Below are 19,443 nucleotides of genomic sequence, written 5' to 3'. Positions count from 1 at the left end.
CTTAGGCGTCCGTCAAACAAGGAGACTTTTATGGCACGACGAAGCTTGTTCGCAACGTGGTTCGCAATGGGGCTGCTCTGTCTGTTGGCGAGCAATGGTTGGGCGCAATCCGACTGGGGCAATATCACCGGCGTTGTCACCGATCCGAGCGGCGCGGTGCTGGCCGGCGCGGAAGTCACCATCGTGGCGACCGCCACCAACACGGCCAAGAACACCACCAGCAGTTCCGGCGGCCAATACAACGTACCGCTTGCGCCGGGCGCGTATCAGGTGCAAGTCAGCCTGGCGGGCTTCAAGAAATTCCTGGCGACCAATGTGATCGTGACGGCGGCCACAGCGGTGCGCCTGGACATCAAACTCGAAGTGGGCGGGCTGACCGAAGTCGTTTCGATCACGCCGGACGCGGCGCAACTGCAAACCGAGAACGCCAAAATTTCGACTTCAGTGCAGAACCGCCTCGTGGATGAATTGCCGCTCGTCGTCGGCGGCGCATTGCGCAGCCCCTTCGATCTGGTTGCGATCACGGCGGAATCCAAAGGGCGCGGTAATTCGCTCAGCCTGGGCGGCGGGCAAGCAGCGGCCTGGGACGCCACGCTCGACGGCGTTTCGGTGACGACCAACCGTTCGGCGGACGCCAACGAGATTGCCTACAACGCGCCCTCGGTCGAAGCGATTACTGAATTCACCGTGGACACCAACGGCTTCAAGGCCGAGTACGGTCAGGCCGGCGGCGGTGTGATGACCTTCGTCTCAAAGAGCGGCAGCAATCAATTGCACGGCACGCTCTATGACTTCCTGCGCAATGATGCGCTCGATTCGCGCGGCTTCTTTGCGCAAAAGAAATCTGTTTACAAGCAGAATGATTTCGGCGCTTCCTTGGGCGGCCCGATCTGGCTGCCGAAGAAAATCTTCGGGCCGCTCGGTTACGACGGGCGCAATCGCACGTTTTTCTTTTTCGCGTTCGAGGGCTTTCGCAATCGCGTCGGCGGCAACGACACCATCCTGAGCGTGCCGACGCCGGAAATGTACAACGGCGATTTTTCGAAATGGGTGGATGCGAGCGGCAAGCTGATTCCGCTTTACGATCCGGCCACGACGCGGCAGGTCGGCACGAGTTTTGTGCGCGATCCGTTCCCGAACAACCAGATTCCGCTGAATCGTTTCAGCGCTTTCAGCCGCCAGGTGATGAAGTTCGCGCAATCCGTCCTGCCCAATCGCGGCGCGGCGCCGGGCACGTCTGGCTACGTGCGCAACAATTACATCGTCAACGCGGGGACGATCTTGAATCCGCAAACCAAGTGGAGTTTGAAATTCGACCACACGCTCAAGGCCAAACATCACCTCGGCTATTTCATGAACATCACCAACTACGAACAGGCCGTCGGCGCGGCAGGCCCGCCGGGCTTGCCCGAACCGCTCTGGAACGGGCAGGTGCAAATCTTCAACACGTCGGCGTATCGGATGAATTACGACTGGACGATCTCGAACCGCGCGATCAACAACTTCAGCATCGGCGGCAACAAGTTTTATAAGTTCAGCCGCTCGCCCAATGTCGGCAAAGATTTCGGCCTGTGTTTCAAAAACGCGGTGGATTGCAAAGCCAATTTCCCCGCCGTTGATTTCAGCGATCTCACCACTTGGGGCGGCACCGCCGACAACGGCACCGAGCAACCGCTCTGGTCATTCAAAGACGATTTCAGCCTGAGTCTGGGCAAACACAATTTCAAAACGGGCATGTCCTTCCAGAGCCAGCGGGCGTTTGGTTTCGGGCAACAGGACATCGCCGGACGCGCGGGCTTCAGTTATCTGACGACCTCTGTGCCGGGCGCGACCAGCGCGACGAGTGGCAGTTCGTTCGCCTCCTTCCTGCTCGGCGAAGCGATCTCTGGCCGCACGGAGACAGTGCGTTCGGTGCCGCAGATTTATCAGTACTACGGTTGGTATTTTCAGGACGACTGGCGTTTGAGCCGCAAGCTGACGGTCAACCTGGGCCTGCGCTACGAATTCACCAAACCGCCCTTCACACAAAACGATCAGTATTCCGACTTCACGCCCAACCGGCCCAATCCGAAGGTCAACAATTATCCCGGCGCATTGCGCTTCGCAGGCTTCGGCCCCGGACGCGAGAACGTGCGCAGTTTGGTGCCGGGTTGGTACAAAGGCATCGGCCCGCGTCTGAGCATCGCATACTCGCTCAATGACAAGACGGCCATCCGCGCGGGTGCCGGGCGTTCTTTCTCGAAGGTGACGGTCGTCAACAGCTCCGGCCACTTCGCCGGATTCATCGGCCAGTACGTTTTCAGCAGCGGCAATCAGGGCATCACCAAGCTTTATAACTGGGACGAAGGTTTGCCGTCATACCCGTTGCCGCCGCAGATTGATCCGAGCTTTGCGAACAACACCGACGTGCATTTCTGGCAACCGAGCGACGCCGTGCGCGCGCCTGAAAACTGGAACTGGACGCTGTCGGTGCAACGCCAACTGACCAAGGCCACGACGATTGAGGTTGCCTACAACGGCAACGCGGGCGCGCATCTGCAATCGGGCGTTGTCAATTTGAATCAAGTGCCGACCGCCACTTGGGACAGCCTGGTCAGCAAGCTGGGCTTCACGAACGCGGCGGCGCTGTTGCGCGCGGCAGCCAATTCGCAACTCGCGCGCGACAACGGCATCGTCGTGCCCTTTCCGCAATTCAACGACGCCAGCATTCAGCAAGTGCGCACCGTGGCGCAGGCGCTGCGGCCCTATCCGCAGTACCTGAACATCGTCACCGGCGCGCAGGGCGGCGACAAGAGCGGCCATTCGTCCTATCACGCGCTGGTCGTCAAGGCCGAGCGGCGCTTCTCGAACGGCTTGCTGTTCCAGTGGAACTACACCTTCTCGAAGCTGTTCACCGACTCCGATTCCTACTTCACCGGCACGGCGGCGCAGGATCAGTACAACCGCCGCGCCGAAAAATCCATTGGGCAATTCGACCAGACGCATTCGCTGAAACTGAACACGATTTACGAGCTGCCGTTTGGCAAAGGCCGCCGCTGGTTGCACGACGGCGTCGTGGGCCAGGTCGTGGGCGGCTGGCGCGTCGGGGTGATTCAGTTGTATTCGAGCGGTTTCCCCATCGCCTCGACGCGCAACAATCCGCTGCCGATTTTCAACGGCACGACGCGCCCGACCGTGACCAGTTATGACAACTGGCGCGCGGCGATTAAAGGCGACAAGTTCGATCCGGCGGTGGATCGCTTTCTTGATCTGGCGGTCTTTCCGGCGCAACCCAATGCTTTTGGCAACGTGACGCGCTACAACCCAAAGGTGCGCGCCTTTCCCAACCTGAACGAAAACATCAGCGTGGCGAAGAGCTTCAATTTCACCGAACGCTGGCGTATGGATTTTCGCTGGGAGGTCTTCAATCTGTTCAACCGGACGGTTTTCGGCACGGGTAGTACCAATCTGAACAGCAATACCTTTGGCGTCGTGACCAATCAGGCCAACGATCCGCGCCAGATGCAGGTCGGGTTGAAGATTTACTGGTAGCCATTTGTGGTTATTCCGAGGGTAGGGCATACGGACTGTGAACGGTGTAAGGCAGGTTGAGAATCTTGTCATTACCCACATTTTTCGCGTTTGGCGATTTCCGCTTTTGGCCCTGAAAGGGCCGTGGATATTAGCCGGTGGTGAAACCACCGGAACCGAGCGCAGACAGTTCGCACCCCGGCCGGGGTGCCGGACGGAACCTTGAAGGACGGAATTTTTTATCACTGTGCTTCGGTCCCGCGCCCCGGCCGGGGCGCAAAGGCAATAATGGCATCATTTCCGGTGGTTTCACCACCGGCTAATATCCACCGCGCCTCCGGCGCAAAAGAGAAAAGATGTGGGTAATGACAAGGTTGAGAATCTGTCTTACACCGCTGTTCACAGCCTTCCCTGATGTTCAAATACAAATCGAGCCAGGCAAAAAGCATTTGGAGGAAAACCTTGGACAGAAAGATTCTCGTTGGTTTGCTGCTTACAGGTATCTTCTGTCTTATTGCAGCAGGGCGGAAGGCTCCTCCATTGCCGGGCAAAGGGATAGCGTCTATGCCGAAAGACTTGATTGGACAGCCAAAAGCTGCCAGTCAACCTTTGCCAATGCGTGCGGCCTGGTTGAAGCAGGCGCGTTGGGGCGTGATGACGCATTTCCTGCCCGATTGGATTGATCCGCAGCGCAAATGGACGAGTGAGGATTGGAACAAGCTGATTGATGGCTTTGACGCCGAAGGCATCGCGCAGCAATTGCAAACGGCGGGCGCGCATTATTACCTCATCAGCATCGGGCAGAATTCCGGGTTTTACCTCGCACCGAATCCGACCTACGACAAACTGACGGGCATTCAACCGAGCAAATGCGCGCGCCGTGATTTGGTCGCTGACTTGGCGACGGCGCTCAGCAAACGCGGCATCCGGTTGATGGTCTATCTGCCTTCGGGCGCGCCCAATCACGATCAGGCGGCGATGCAGGCGCTCGAATGGAGGAACGGCCCATACCCGAATCGTGAATTCAGCGCGAAGTGGGAGCAGGTGATTCGTGACTGGTCGCGGCGCTGGGGCAACAAAGTTTCCGGCTGGTGGTTCGATGGTTGTTACTGGCCGAACACGATGTATCGCTCGCTGACGCCGCCCAACTTTGAAAGCTTTGCGGCGGCGGCACGCGCGGGCAATGGGGCGAGCATCCTCGCCTTCAACCCCGGCGTCGTCTATCGCACGCTTTCGATTACGCCGCACGAAGATTACATCGCGGGCGAGATTGATCAGCCCGACCGCTTCGTCATCCGGCGTGCAGTGGACGGCAACGTGGATGGCGCGCAATTGCACATGCTGAGTTATCTGGGACAAACCTGGGGCAAAGGCGCGCCGCGTTTCACCAGCGAGCAAATCGTCAACTGGACGCGCAACGTCGTCAATCAAGGCGGCGCAGTGACGTGGGATGTGCCGGTGCAAACGAACGGATTGATGGCGCAGTCATTCCTCGAACAATTGAACAGCTTGAAAAGCAGCTTCTCCAATGAACAAACAAAATAAAACTTCGCTGTCTGACGCAAGCATCACACGCCGTGAGGCATTGCGGCTCACGCTCGGCGCGCCGCTGCTGGCAATTGCTGCTGAGACTGGTTTCGCATTTCAAACAGCGGAGCTCACACAGCAAACGCTGCAACAAGCGCCCAGCGCCATCGTGCCGCTTGATGCGCAAACGGACATCAAACAACTCAGCTTGCAGCGGCAATGGAACGGCGCGCTGTGTCGTACACGCCTCAGCAATCGCGGTAAGGCTGCTGTGCGGATTCGGGAAGTCGTCCTGTTTGATCTTGCGCTCAACCTGCCGCCCGAAACGCGGCTGTATGGCGAAGGCTTTCAGATGCTCAGCCAGACGGCGGGCACGCTGGGCCAGCCGGTGGATGAGGGCAATTACACCGACGCGAAGCATTACAAAATGCCTGTGCCAACAGGGGCGCGGGCGTTTTATGGAATGATGACGCTGACGCCGCCACAAGGCAGCACGCATTTGCTGGCCTTCACTTCGTGCCGCCGTTTCAACGGGCAGTTTTATCTGCGCGATTCATCGTTGCAAGTCGTCCTTGATGCCGAAGGGCTGGAACTCAAACCCGGCGAAACCTGGGAACTCGAAGAATTCACCGTTCGCACGGGCACAGATCGCGCCGTACTGCTGGATGCGCTTGCCAAACGGCTGGCGGAAAATCATCCGCGCTTGCGCGCTGCTGCGCCGCCGACGGGCTGGTGTTCGTGGTATTGCTTCGGGCCGCGCGTGACGGCTGGGCAGGTGCTCGACAACCTTGATTTTATTGCGCGCAATGCGCCGGGACTGAAATACATTCAGCTTGATGACGGCTATCAACCCGCGATGGGCGATTGGCTCGAAACGGGCGCAGCCTTTGGCGGCGGCGTGCGGGACGTGCTGAAAAAGATTCGCGCGCGCGGCTTTGAACCAGCCATCTGGGTCGCGCCGTTTATCGCCGAAGAGAAATCCCACTTGTTCCAGCAACACCCCGACTGGTTCATCAAAGATGCGGATGGTAGCCCGCTGCGTTCTGACAAAGTTTCGTTCGGCGGCTGGCGGCGCGGCCCGTGGTACGTGCTCGACGGCACGCATCCTGAAGTGCAACGGCATCTGGAAAGCGTCTTTCGCACGATGCGCAATGAGTGGGGCTGCACGTATTTCAAACTGGATGCGAATTTCTGGGGCGCGCTGCACGGCGGGCGGTTGCATGACCCGAAAGCCACGCGCATCGAAGCCTATCGGCGCGGAATGCAAGCCGTTTTGCGCGGCGCGGGCGACAGTTTCATTCTCGGCTGCAATCATCCCATTTGGGCTTCGCTCGGTTTGATTCACGGCTCGCGCAGCTCAAACGACATCACGCGCAAGTGGGAACGCATCGCCACGACAGGGCGGCAGAATCTGTTGCGCAACTGGCAAAACGGGCGGCTCTGGTGGAACGACCCTGACGCCATCGTGCTGGCGGGGAATTTGCCGCTCAACGAATTTCAGTTTCATGCGACGGTGATTTATGCCAGCGGCGGCATGCTGCTCTCAGGCGATGATCTGACCCAGATTCCGCCTGACCGTCTGGCGCTGCTCAAAAAGCTGATGCCACCAACCGGGCGCGCGGCGGCCTTTGCCGATGACAAGCTGCAAGTCGGCGTGGTGACGTTGCCGGAAGGGCGCGCGGTGTGCGTTTTTAATTGGGACGCGCAACCATTAACACTGACCGTTCCGTTGCCAAGACCTGCGCGCGTGACGGATTTCTGGACGGGGGAAACGCTGGCGCAACCGCAACGCAGCATCACGATCAAAGAGTTGCCGCCGCGATCGGCACGAATCTTCATTTGCCAATAAAATTTCAACCGGTGCGTACCCAGGTTCGCCCCTGCTGGCACCCGACCCTTTTCACATAACCGCTCGAAAGGATGAACCCATTATGCAGACCTCGAACAAAACACGTTTCCTGGTGTTCTGCGGCGCGGTGTGCGCTGTCATGTTGCTGACGGCGGCGCTGGCGCAGGCTTACTTTCAACAACCAGCTCAGGCACCCCAAGCGCCGCGTCCGGCCATCACCAGCGCTTCGCCTGAAGAGGCCGCGCGCGAAATGAACAACCCACGCAGCCAATGGTTTCGCGAGGCCAAGTTCGGCTTGTTCATTCATTGGGGCCTTTACGCCATTCCCGCTGGGACGTGGAAAGGGCAGCAGATTCCCGGCATCGGCGAATGGATCATGAACCGCGCCAAGATTCCGGTGAAGGAGTACGAACAACTGGCCGCGCAATTTAACCCGGTCAAGTTCGACGCCGAAGCCTGGGCGCAACTGGCGCAAGACGCCGGGATGAAATATCTGACGATCACTTCAAAACACCACGATGGCTTCGCCATGTTCAAATCGCAGGCCAGCCCGTACAACATCGCGGACGCCACGCCCTTCAAACGCGACCCGCTGAAGGAACTGCAAGCGGCTTGCGCCAAACGCGGCATCAAGCTGTGTTTTTATTATTCGCAGGCGCAGGACTGGCACGAGCCGAACGGCGCGGGCAACACCTGGGATTTTGGCCCTGACGACAAAAAGGATTTCGATCAATACCTGCGCGACAAGGCGCTGCCGCAAACGCGCGAGATACTGACGCAATACGGGCCGCTCGGCCTGATCTGGTTCGACACGCCGCGCCTGATGACCGAACAGCGCGCGCAGCAATTCGCCGACATGGTGCGCACGCTGCAACCCACTTGCCTGGTCAACGGGCGGCTGGGCGGCAAGGGCGATTATCGTTCGACGGGCGACAACCGCATCCCCGACGCGGTCGTGCCCGGCGTTTGGGAAGTGCCCGCGACGCTCAACGATACCTGGGGTTACAAAAGCTACGACACGAACTGGAAGCCGCCCGCCGACGTCGTCTTCAAACTGGTGGACATTGTCAGCAAGGGCGGCAACTACTTGCTCAACGTCGGCCCGATGGCCGATGGCGTGATTCCGCAACCGAGTCAGGATGTTCTGCGCAAAGTGGGACAATGGTTGAAGGTCAACGGCGAGGCGATCTACGGCGCCACTCCGTCGCCTTTCGGGCAGGAGTTCGGCAAGCTCAGCGAAACCAAAAAGAATGCGCAAGGCCAGCCGCTGTTTGAACAGTCGAAGGAATGGCGCGCGACGGCCAAGCCGGGCAAGCTTTATCTGCATCTGTTCACCTGGCCGAAAGAGTTCACGCTGGATGGCGTGAAAGGCAAGGTGACAAAGGCGGCATTGCTGACCGCGCCGAAAAAGGCGCTGAAGTTCACGCAGACGGGCGCGAAGCTGAATGTGCAATTGCCCGCGCAGGCGTCAGGGGATTTGGCGACAGTGCTGCGGTTGGAAGTGAGCGGCGGAAATTGATGTTGTGACTGTTAGATCGGTTTTTACTACGGTGTACGGGAAAACCGCGCGCGGTCTAGTGCGATGCGGAACGGGGAGCGTGAGCGACCTGAGCCTTGGCATTGGACGTACAAAAGGAACTCCAATGCCTCAAATACCAAAGCTCAGATCGCTCACGCTCCCCGTTCCATACCGGGGCTTACGCCCCCCTAGGCTGATGCTGCGCGCGACCCCGGAACGAAGAGAGCAGCGCCATCACCGCAACGACCACATTGGCGACGATGACGGGCGGGGCTTTGATGATGACGCCGTAGCCGATCCAGAGCAGCGCCGCCAGCGCCTGTACGCGGCGCAATGACGTGGGTTGGCGGCAGAAATACGAAAGGGCAAAAACAGCGGTTGCCGCCCAGCCGATCCATTCAACCCAGTGGTCAACCAGGTAGTCAAACATTCCGCACCTCCGTCGCTGTCGGTGCTTGCGCGCCCGCCGCTTGCACTAACGTTTTGGGCGGCAAGGCGCGGATCGTCAGCCAATCGGTTTTGACCTTGTCCCACTCCTGAATTTGCAAACCATGCGCTTCAAACAGCAAGCGAATGCTGGTCGGGTCGGCCAACCCGACAATCTCTTCCAGCACGGGAATCAACGGACTGAGCGCGTCTTCGCTCAGGATGGTGCGTTTGGCGATGGGCGTCAGGTATTTGTTTTCCGACACCGCTACCGTGAAGCCGTCGCAACGATTGACGTGCAACATCACGTGCACATCCGAACTGCCATCGCCGATATAAACGACGCGATCCGGGCTGAGTTGAAGCTCTGTCTGCAATTCACCCAGTACCGCGACTTTGCCGTAACCCGCCGGGACGCGCACGATGGATTCGATCTCGCCCGTCTGTGGGTGGTAGCGGAAGCGCGTGCCGAAAATATGTTCCGGCGGCACGATGCCCGCGAGCGCCGATTGAATCACTTCTTCAGGCGCCGCTGAAATGACGTAGAAGGCGAAATGATGGCCTTCAATGCCTGTGTTCAGGATGCCGGGCAGCAGTTCGATGTTTTGCTTAAGCCGTATGCGCTTACCGACTTCGGTCAAATGTTCGCGGCGCACCCGGCGAAACTCAGGATCGTGCAAAAGCAGATAGGCCAATTCGCCGCCTTGTTGCACCAGGTTGATGCGCGCCATGCCGGCCACGCGCTCTTCAAAATCGGCGATGCCAAGCAACTCGCTCAACACAAACCCGGAATCGTTGAAACTCAATGTCTGATCAAAATCACTCGCAAATAAATAGTTCTTCATTCTGATGGTACCTCTTTATGGGCAGCCCCCATGACTGCCGGTGAAAACACGATGTTAGCTCAGCGAGCTTAAATCGGTGTTCGGTGGGCGAAAATTCAATCATTGGTTTTTCGCCACTTAGGATTTGTGCAACTCCGGTGCCGACGGCGGAAATGAGCCGGAAGAAGGCCGCAATACTAAGCTGCTCAGCACTTGCGCCGCACGCGCGGGCCACGCTGGGATTACTTGAATGATGCAAGAAGCTGGCAAAAACGTCGGATAAGAAATGGGTTGAAACAATTTTGTTTGCGGCGTGCGTCACGGGCTGCGGTTCTTTTTGCGCGGCGTTAGATCGGTTTTCATTTCGGTCTATGGCAAAAAGCCACGCAGTGGGACGTACCGCGCGCGTCAGCAAGCGGAGACTTTCCCGTTGCACCAGTCTGCCAGACTTGACGTGCCGCTTGCTGACGCGCGCGGTACCGTCGCGGCACCGCACGCCCTACCGTATACGCGAATGAAATCCGATCAAGGTGCCGGCCTGGTGCTTTCCGGCGCGAGCCGCACAAACCGCCAAATTGAAAAACCTGCATTGACAAGCTATTCTCTCGACTTACTGGCCATCGTTGATCGTTAGGCTGTACATCATTCATGTCATCGAACATTCGCAATTTTTCTATCATCGCGCACATTGACCACGGCAAGACCACGCTCTCAGACCGCTTGCTGGAACGCACCGGCGCGCTCGAAACGCGCGAGATGTCAGACCAGGTGCTCGACGCGATGGATCTGGAACGTGAGCGCGGCATCACCATCAAAATGCACGCCGTGCGCTTGAATTACACGGCCAAAGACGGACAGGATTACATTCTCAACCTGATTGATACGCCCGGCCATGTGGATTTCAGCTACGAGGTTTCGCGCAGTCTGTCCGCTTGCGAGGGCGCGGTGCTGATTGTGGACGCCAGTCAGGGCGTAGAGGCGCAGACGCTGGCCAATGCGTATTTGGCGGTCAATCACAATCTGGAAATCATCCCCGTCCTCAACAAGATTGATTTGCCGGGCGCAGACCCAGAGCGCGTGCGCGAACAGATCGAACACGTGATTGGCATTCCCGCCGATCACGCGGTGCTGGCTTCGGCCAAACAGGGCATCGGCATTGACGAAATTCTCGAACACATCGTGCGCGATGTCCCCGCGCCCAAAGGTAACGCCGACGCGCCGCTGATGGCGCTGATCTTCGATTCCTGGTTTGATTCATATCGCGGCGTGATCGTTATGGTGCGTGTGATTGACGGCGAATTGCGCCGCAAGATGAAGATTCGCCTGATGATCAAAGGGACCGTGCACGAGGTCGAAGACCTGGGTGTGCTGACGCCGAAACCCCGCCCGATTGACAAGCTGGGCGTGGGCGAAGTCGGTTTCATCGTCGCCAACATCAAGACCGTTTCAGACGTGAGCATCGGCGACACCGTGACCGAAGCCGCACGCCCGACGACCGAGCCTTTTCCCGGCTTTCAGGAAATCAAGCCGATGGTTTTCGCCGGGCTTTATCCGGTCGAATCGCACCAGTATGTAGAGTTGCGCGATGCCCTGGAAAAACTGCGGCTGAACGATTCGTCTTTCTTCTTTGAACCGGAAGTCTCGGCGGCGCTGGGCTTCGGTTTTCGCTGTGGCTTCCTGGGCTTGCTGCACATGGAAATTGTGCAGGAGCGGTTGGAACGTGAGTTCAACGTTGATCTGATCACCACCGCGCCGGGCGTGCGTTACCGCATCACGACCGTCAAAGGCGAAGTGATGGAAGTGGATAACCCGTCGAAGATGCCCAACTCCGGTGACATCGCCAAATTTGAGGAGCCCATCATCGAAGCGATGATCATGACCAACGATGAGTTTCTCGGGAATATCCTTGCCCTGTTGGAAGAGAAACGCGGCATTCAGAAGGGTTTCGATTACATCACGCCCACGCGCGTGAAGCTGACTTACGAACTGCCGCTTAACGAGATCGTGCTCGATTTCTTTGACCGGCTGAAATCAGTCTCGCGCGGCTATGCCTCGCTTGATTACCACTTCGCCGGCTTCCGGGAGTCCGACCTGGTGAAGCTGGACGTGCTGGTGGCGGGCGAATTGGTGGACGCGCTCTCGCTGATCGTGCATAAGGACACGGCCCAGACGCGTGGCCGCGTGCTGGTTGAAAAGATGCGCAAATTGATCCCGCGCCAGATGTTCGAAGTCGCCATCCAGGCCGCCATCGGTTCGCGTGTCATCGCGCGCGAAACCATCAAGGCCGTCGGTAAAAACGTGCTGGCCAAGTGTTATGGCGGCGACATCTCGCGCAAACGCAAGCTGCTGGAAAAGCAAAAAGAAGGCAAGAAACGCATGAAGCGCGTCGGCAAAGTTGATATTCCGCAAGAGGCGTTTTTGGCAGTCTTGAAAGTGAACGACTAAAACAGTCTGACAAAACTGCACCAATGATAACGGTCATTCGCTTGTGCGGAGCAGTTGGTTACAGCAGACTTTAGACCGCTGCTGATCGCGCTCGCTGGTCACCGGCCACTATCCACAAAACATTATGGATGCTGAAACCCGCGTCATTCCGCTCTTCCCGCTGCCGTTGGTGCAATTCCCCGGCGCGCTCACACCGTTGCACGTCTTCGAACCGCGCTATCGCAAATTGCTCAAAGATGCGCTGGAGGCGGATCGTAACTTTGGCATTGTGGGCCAGGAAGAGGGGCAAAGTGACTTGGGTAAACCCGCCGTGGGCAGCATTGGCTGTCTGGTCGAAGTCGCCGTGGTGCAGGAATTGCCCGATGGCCGCTCGAACATTCTTTGCGTCGGCGGCCGGCGCTTTCGCGTGCTGCGCTATCTCGAAGGCGAGCCTTACCTACAGGCCGCCGTCGAATTCTTTGACGATGAGACGCTCTTTGATGATCTGGCTTGGGAAGTCGGTCAGGTCAAATCCCTGTTTGAGCGCACGCTGGTCGCCGGGCGCAAGATGAAAGAAGAGCGCGAAAGCCCCGCGCAAGAACTGCCCGACCTACCAGACGAAGCCCAAGCCCTTTCTTTCATCGTCTCTGCCTATCTGGAAATCGAAGCGGACGAGAAACATGAATTGCTGGAAATGACCGACACCGGCGCACGTCTGCGCAAAGTGCACAGCATTTTGTTGAAGCTGGTCGAAGATTACGAACGCCGCGCGCTGGTCAAAGGTCTCGCGCGCCGCAACGGCCATGGCGGCAAAGCGCCTGAACTATAATTTCTTTATCCAAACGCGAATCTGTTATCGGGTTTGATCCGATGTATAAGGGCGAATGGCCCGCACCGTGTCTTTAAGCTGATCAATAGTCGCGATTGAATGCACAATGCGCCCCAGAAATTGAATGGACTCCCTATCCCCAATCAACATCAACTCATTCGTTAGCTGTCTCAACGCTTCCCTCATTTGACCGATCTGTTCGTAGATGAAAAAAGTTCTGCGCTCAAGTACAAGCTGATCTCGATTCAAATGGAGTTGCTCCACCAAATAACGCGAAACGACAAACTTGCCACTGACTAGCCCTGTATTGAGATCGATATCAAACAGGGTGTCGTAATCAACTTCTGATGGGTTGGGATAGAAAATTAACGAATGATCTGCACAAGGTTCACTCGGCCAATCATCACTCTTAAATACATTACAGATCGCGCAGGCGTAATAGAGGTTGAAAATGTCATTCACCAAACTGGCAAATTTAGACTTTGGCCTGTAATGCTCAACGTGAAAATTTCGCTGCCCGCCAAAAGCCGCTTCGTGAATGGCGCAATAAACACATTGATTGAACCCCTCATTGGCAAGGAATTCTTTCCAATCGTTGTAGGTTCCGCTCGCAGGCTGCTGAGTATTTTCCTTGGAGATGCGTTTCCATTTCATGGCTTTTTCTTCTTTTTCAAAAAACTCTCAATTTCTTCTTTCAAATGGCCAAGTTCCTTTAGCTCATCTTCCATTTTGCCGAGCCATTCACTTCGGTCTACTGGTTGGTCAGTGAATGGGGTCTGAAGATGAATCTGGAGCGCCTTTGCCCTATCCTTGTCTTTTTTAGTGGCCTTACCTGTAGCAATCTTTGAGGCCACTGCTGATAATTCTGTTAACTGTTTCTGCACGGTTTCAAAATACTGCTGACTAGCGCGCGTGATTCGCGGCACATATTTTTGAGCATTCCGATTGAACTCATCGCGCGCAATGATTCCTTCTACATCCTTGAACCTTCGTTGAAGAGGGGCGTCATCATCGTGCGAGGTAATAATGAAAATTGGCAAGGAGGTATAACGCTTGCGCAGAAAGTCAACTAGGTCGTGACCGTTATAACCGACATGGCTATGGCTGTCTGGGGCTTGCTCGTGCAATCGCTCATCCACAATCAACGCTGAGATTTCATTCTCACTGATCCAACCTGGATAGGCACTCAACTCAGGGAGGGGGTCAGCTTCAATGCCTTGCCATTCAGGAGGGAGTTGAGTGCTCAATTTCAGCACCAATGTGTGACGCAGTTTTCGGCGGTCATCAATAATTCCAATAGCTGGCATAGCTTCCTCACAGGCTTGGCAACCAAACGGTAACTCGCGCCCCTTTCAAATCCGGGTCGGTATCAACCTTGCGGCTGCCTTTCAGGTCGTTCACGACAGATTGGACGATGGCCAAACCCAGGCCTGTCCCAACCTGATTACCGTCAGCATCAGTTTTCGTGGTGAACAATGGGGTCCAAATTCGATCACGAAACTCTTTGGCGACTCCTGGGCCAGAGTCAGCCACCACGATCTCAAATCCTTGCTGCCCATCCTCAACCTTCGGCCCAACATCAACGCGGATTCTTCTGTGGCCGTTACCTTGCTGGCAAAAGGTATAGGCGTTCGTAAGCAAATTGATTAGCACAGCTTCAATATCCATCGCGACGGTCTTCGCCTCGACAGGTTGCGCTACAATCTCGGTTTCAATATCCAACGCATCCAAATTAGGCTGCAACTCGACAATGACCTTTTTGACCAACTGTTCCACGTTGATAGTCGCTCGCCGCCTTTTCTCTCGCTTAATTCTTGCTAGCGCGAATTTACCCCAAGCCGAAACTTTACTAGCATATTCCAACGCCACTTCTAACTGTTCGACGGCGTCGCTCATTCGCGGCGGGGTTTGCATCAACAGGTCGTAACTGACATGTGCTGCTCCGTCAAAACCGGCAATAGACGTTTGCGTTTCATGCCCAAAAACGGTGGCAGCAATTCCAATAGTTGCCAGTCCCCGGTAAATGGTCGTTTGGGATTGGAGTTCAGCAAGCGATTTTTGCGTCCCTTGGATTCGCGTTGTCACTGATTCGACACGTTCCAACACGCGTTCGACGGCTTCTTCAGACATTTGCGCCATCATTGGGGCAATTGAGCGCAGGTCTTTTTTTAGAAAATTTAGTTCGCGTTTGAGTTCTCGTGTCTCCTCAGCGGGGCTAACGCCTTTTCTGGCTGTAGCCTTCTCTTCGGTAAATCTCTTGTGATAATGGGTTTCAAGTAATTGGACACAACCTAACGCTAACGCTTTCAGGTCGCTAAATGCCTCGCCGTGAACTAAACCCTCACGCGACGAGCTATCGGTCAAGAGGTGGTTGCGGTCGCGGCTAATAAAGACTGCACCAACTAACTGGTTTGGTGAAATTCGGAATGTCGCTCGACCAGCCCCGGCAGGGTTTCGCGCCAGTCGTTTACCAAGTCCGAGCCAGTCTCCTTCACCTTCCTTTGGGTTCCCATAGGGCTTAACGCGGATGTGATCGCGATAGACACTTACCCCAGCATTACTCTCCATAAACTGCCTGAGGTCTGAAAGACTAAATTCTGATCCTTCGATAGTCTCTTCCTTACGAGGAAAAAACATCAGCTTCATAGAAACTGGGCCACAATTTGGCTTCCTTTGGTCCTTTTGTGTTGGCCTATAAATCAATTCTCGCCAAGTTATCGTCTGTTGTGGTCTTCTGACTTTGGCGCCGTTTATGCGATCGGTGAAATGATATTTCAGACTTTGCTCGCCATTAAAAGAAACCTCCAGCGTTATGACAGCGGTTTCGTATATCTTTGAACTGATTCCCCCGCTCAACGCAATATCAATGTCATTATCGAGCTTGATATGGAAGTCGCTTGCCTGTTTGAATGGCGAGGTGAGCAACGAGAGTTCACGATGCAGGTCTTCAAGTTCCGGTTTCGTCCAACTCTGCCGAAGCTCTTTAATAATCAATTCTGTGCCGGTCTGTGCATCATTACCGTCTATTGATCTTGGCAACCGGGGGGCAGAATCGGTCAATATCTCAACCGGCACTTCAGCTAGATTTTTTCCTCGTACATCGAAATGCCGCCAATCCACGCTGAGGCCAAAGACTCCGCTTTCGACTCGCGTCCGTAACTCCAGGACAGCGCCTAACCGGTCGGCTGAAATTCTCCCGATGCCTTTTTCGCCAGTGCGGCGACGATTGCGCGAACTGATACGTTCTTCCACCTTCTCCGAATAGCCAATTCTTAACCAGCGGGTGTCAATCTCTTGCTCAGTCATCCCACAGCCGTTGTCAGCAACACGAATGTATGGTTCTTCCACATTCGAGAAAATCCCGACTTCGACCTTAGTGGCATCAGCGTCGTAGCTGTTCTTGACCAGCTCGACCAGTGCGGTAGTGTGATCTTTGATGCTGTCCCGGCCAAGCGTTAGGATGGTGCGGGCGTCAATAGAGAAGGTTTTGGTCATGGCAATGACTCACGCCGCGAGATTCAGTCAATCAACTTTCTGCTTTGACTGAGCGTTTGGGCGATTGCCCAAGTGCAATCAAATCTTGAAGAGCACTTTTCAATCCTTGGTTAGTGTCAGAGGAAAATCCCAAGATGTCGAACAATGTGCGATCAAGGTGTTCTCGGTTGTGCCGCTTATCCGACAGGTAAGTAAGATATGCATCCTTGATGGTCTCACGCTGTAATTGAGTAAATCTTGTCACGTCTGGAACAGGCAAGTCGCCAATTTTGCCAGGACTGACATTGTAAGTACCGCCACCATAAAGCTGAGCAGTGGCCCGCAGCAAGAACTCTGTCAGAGAACTGGTCAGAACTGCTAAGTAGACTTCAGGTGCAATCCCTTGCTCCCTATGAGGTGTAAAACCGATGAAGAGTTCACCATGCACAAACCGGGCGCGATTCCACACAACCTGATACTTTCGGTTAATCAAACGCGGAATCAGTATCTCAGCGCGTTCGCGTTGTTCCAAAGACGAGCGCAGATCATACCAGCGTGGGCGGCAGGCGCGTTTGATCCGCTCTTTCAGGTGATAACCAATAACAGTTTTACCTTTACCTCGGACAGGCACAACCGCCTTTTCACCTCGCTTGATGTAACTGAGTGCGGACGTTCCTACCAACTTAGCTTTGCTTCTCGCACAGTAAAACAGATAGCTAAGCGGGCTACTGTCAGGCTCGATGCAAGGAGTACTGTGGTAGCGTGAAGATTGGGCGAGTGGTACCAGAAATTCAGGTTCGACCCCTAATTCTTGCACCCGGTCTGGCGAAAGGACAAAAAATTCTTTGGCTAGTGTCTGAATACCGATACCAGTCTTGCCTAATTTGGAGAGCGGCGACATGAGTTGGTGAGCCGCCAACTCATCACACAGTTGGGGGGCTTTCAGATACATACCCCAAGGATTTTTGACTTCCAACTCGCCATGTTTAATCGGAGAAACGAACACGTCGGACAAGCCTATTTGTGGCTGCTCAACAACACGTAATACTTGAGAAGCCGGAAGTCCATTTTTAACACGTATAAAGCGAATTGGCTCTGTTTTCGGGTGCGAAGCCTCTTTTTTCGTAGCAAAGAGCAGTACAGGTTTCACTTCTGCGGCAAAGATATGCCGGTCAAAACTCATCAAGCATTCAATCTTGAAGTTTTCCTTCAGATAATCTTTCAGCACAGTGCCATAGCGAGCGTTCAACCAAGAGTCCGCCGTAATGACCGCTAGCCGGCCTCCCGGCTTTAGTTGAGTGGCAGCCCGCAAAAGAAAATAAACATAAAGGTCCGCCAATCGCGAAAGGCCGCTTAGCTGCGGCGATCCAGCCTGCTGAAAAATCACTTCTCGAATGTCTTCAACATCGTCAATACAGGCACGACGCACGTAAGGAGGGTTTCCGATTACAGCCCCCACCATTGGGAAATCTATCTTGAAATAGTCGGCAGAGCGAACGTTAGGGAAAGAGAGCTTCGCTTCCGAACTTAGCCTCAGAAATCTCTCAAATGTTGGCCTGTCAATCTCGGCTCCATGCACTTGTTTTTGTGCGGCAAAAGAAGAGGCACCTAGTTGCATCAGGCGACGATGTGCCGCAAAGGTAAAAACACCTTCGCCAACACCTACATCTAAAACTTGATAGTGTTTCTTTTGCACGGCCCAGTCCGTGAGCAACTTGGCAAAATCAGATGGTGTGTAGATTGATCCCAGACTCTTTGGGGCTGTTTCAACCAAAAGACTCACTCCTTATATGGACAAAAAAGTACGGCAGTTAATTGCTGCTGGCTGAGAGTTTATAGCATCAAGCCAAAATCTACTCAAGGCAAGTTTCAACGCAAAAAAAATACTATGGCAGTTTTGGGCTAGGCTGATTCACATACCGCAATCCGCACATAATTCATCGGCATTTGGCGTTGCGGACAATACCGCGCGCGCAATTCCGCCGATTCGTAATCGTGCAGCAGCTTCAAACCAAATTGCGCCACGTACTCTCCGAACTTGGCAGGCTCGAGGCCGAACAGCCAGGGTTCACCCAGGCGGGCTGCGCGCCGCGCTTTGTCGAGCGCTTCCAGGTTGTGCGAAGTGCCGTCCACCACTTCGGCCAGCATGTAATCCCAGACCAGTTTCGTCCCCGGCTGACTGATCGTCGCGATGCGCTGCAACGTGTCAGCGACAGCTTTTGCGGTCAGGTAATACGAAACGCCGACCCAGATGATGAACGCAGGGCGCGTGGCGTCGAAGCCGGCTTCGCGCAGCTTGGCGACAAAATCATCGCGCTCAAAATCCACCGCCACAAAACGCAAATTGCCGGGCTGGCCGATGCGTTCGCTGACGCGGCGTTTGGCGCGTTGCGTGGCCGGATGGTCAACTTCATAAATTGTCACCTGGCGCAATGCCTCGCGCTGCCGCCACGCCAGCGTGTCAAAACCCGCGCCCAGCAAGACAATTTGGTTGATGCCTTGCGCCACCTGTTCAACGGCCAATTCATCCACCAGACGCGCGCGAATCGTCAGGAACTCCTGCCCGCCGGGCGCCCAAAATTGCAGCGCGAACGAGACGCCGCGCGCGTGCCAGGGCACCAAGGCCAAGAAGCGAAAGGCCGGATTGAAGATGAACTCTTTGGCGTAGGGATCGTTGAGTATGCGTCGTGCCGCCGGTTGATGCTGTTCCAAGGCGCGCAGCACGGCCATGCCTTCGGCGGTGCGGCTGTAATCCTGTCTCATCAGCGTTTCCTGTTCTTAGTTGCGGTTGTATTTTGCGCTTACGACTACGCCGCAAATCAGCGCGATGGATGCTGGCCGCGCCCAAACAAGTTGATCGTCCGCGCCTCTACCACTTGCCTGCGCAACCTGATTGAAGCAGGCTGCGTATCATTGCTGGTTTGCAACGTTCGCGGTGCTGCGCCCGGCATCATACACTGACTCCCGATGCCTGATGCCTGACTCCTGTTTCGGGAAGACTGCTGGCAGCTTGAACATCACCCTGACCACGCAGCCTCGAAGCGCACGAAGCGTTCCGCAA

Annotated in this window: 13 protein-coding genes; 6 read left to right on the top strand and 7 right to left on the bottom strand. The window is 55.6% G+C overall.

The window, feature by feature from the left end; genetic code table 11:
• Positions 1–30 precede the first annotated feature (30 nt).
• The 4 genes from HY011_31115 to HY011_31100 all read left to right on the top strand — a co-directional run bounded on the left by HY011_31115 (position 31) and on the right by HY011_31100 (position 8,405).
• On the top strand, positions 31–3,531 hold the full coding sequence (locus tag HY011_31115; GenBank protein MBI3427400.1) for a TonB-dependent receptor: 3,501 nt from the start codon (positions 31–33) through the stop codon (positions 3,529–3,531).
• Between the two features lie 609 nt (positions 3,532–4,140).
• Positions 4,141–5,055 carry an alpha-L-fucosidase gene (locus HY011_31110; protein MBI3427399.1) on the top strand — a complete coding sequence of 305 codons (915 nt, stop codon included), beginning with the start codon at positions 4,141–4,143 and terminating at the stop codon, positions 5,053–5,055.
• Positions 5,039–6,886, top strand: coding sequence for an alpha-galactosidase (locus HY011_31105; protein MBI3427398.1), 1,848 nt, complete (start codon positions 5,039–5,041; stop codon positions 6,884–6,886). Before HY011_31110 ends, HY011_31105 begins: the two co-directional genes overlap by 17 nt.
• Before the next feature lie 250 nt (positions 6,887–7,136).
• Positions 7,137–8,405: an alpha-L-fucosidase gene (locus HY011_31100; GenBank protein ID MBI3427397.1), complete on the top strand. Its 1,269-nt coding sequence runs from the start codon at positions 7,137–7,139 to the stop codon at positions 8,403–8,405.
• 178 nt (positions 8,406–8,583) lie between these two features.
• Here HY011_31100 and HY011_31095 read toward each other — a convergent pair whose 3' ends face one another.
• Entirely contained in the window at positions 8,584–8,835 is a 252-nt protein-coding gene (locus HY011_31095; GenBank protein MBI3427396.1) for a YgjV family protein, read from the bottom strand.
• A complete protein-coding gene (locus HY011_31090; protein ID MBI3427395.1) occupies positions 8,828–9,676 on the bottom strand; it encodes a haloacid dehalogenase-like hydrolase in 849 nt (282 codons plus the stop codon). The genes HY011_31095 and HY011_31090 overlap by 8 nt, the downstream gene beginning before the upstream one ends.
• Positions 9,677–10,303: 627 nt before the next feature.
• Between HY011_31090 and lepA the strand changes: the two genes are divergently transcribed.
• Both lepA and HY011_31080 read left to right on the top strand, forming a co-directional pair.
• The gene (gene lepA / locus HY011_31085; GenBank protein MBI3427394.1) at positions 10,304–12,100 is read left to right on the top strand and encodes an elongation factor 4; all 1,797 of its coding nucleotides are present in this window, start codon (positions 10,304–10,306) and stop codon (positions 12,098–12,100) included.
• A gap of 124 nt (positions 12,101–12,224) precedes the next feature.
• Complete coding sequence (locus HY011_31080; GenBank protein ID MBI3427393.1) at positions 12,225–12,908, top strand: LON peptidase substrate-binding domain-containing protein; 684 nt, start codon at positions 12,225–12,227, stop codon at positions 12,906–12,908.
• Positions 12,909–12,932: 24 nt separating this feature from the next.
• Here the strand turns inward: HY011_31080 and HY011_31075 are convergent, their stop codons facing one another.
• The 5 genes from HY011_31075 to HY011_31055 form a co-directional block, all read right to left on the bottom strand.
• Complete coding sequence (locus HY011_31075; GenBank protein ID MBI3427392.1) at positions 12,933–13,562, bottom strand: hypothetical protein; 630 nt, start codon at positions 13,560–13,562, stop codon at positions 12,933–12,935.
• Complete coding sequence (locus HY011_31070; protein ID MBI3427391.1) at positions 13,559–14,215, bottom strand: hypothetical protein; 657 nt, start codon at positions 14,213–14,215, stop codon at positions 13,559–13,561. The genes HY011_31075 and HY011_31070 overlap by 4 nt, the downstream gene beginning before the upstream one ends.
• Before the next feature lie 7 nt (positions 14,216–14,222).
• Positions 14,223–16,403 carry a sensor histidine kinase gene (locus HY011_31065; protein ID MBI3427390.1) on the bottom strand — a complete coding sequence of 727 codons (2,181 nt, stop codon included), beginning with the start codon at positions 16,401–16,403 and terminating at the stop codon, positions 14,223–14,225.
• Between the two features lie 31 nt (positions 16,404–16,434).
• On the bottom strand, positions 16,435–18,156 hold the full coding sequence (locus HY011_31060; GenBank protein MBI3427389.1) for an N-6 DNA methylase: 1,722 nt from the start codon (positions 18,154–18,156) through the stop codon (positions 16,435–16,437).
• Between the two features lie 128 nt (positions 18,157–18,284).
• Positions 18,285–19,145, bottom strand: a complete 861-nt coding sequence (locus HY011_31055) for an SAM-dependent methyltransferase (protein MBI3427388.1) — start codon at positions 19,143–19,145, stop codon at positions 18,285–18,287.
• Between the last annotated feature and the right edge of the window lie 298 nt (positions 19,146–19,443).

The sequence above is a fragment of the Acidobacteriota bacterium genome (genome assembly GCA_016196035.1).
Classification (GTDB): Bacteria; Acidobacteriota; Blastocatellia; order RBC074; family RBC074; genus JACPYM01.
The sequence above is the reverse complement of the archived record's forward strand: the minus strand, read 5'-3'. Positions and strand labels throughout refer to the sequence as shown.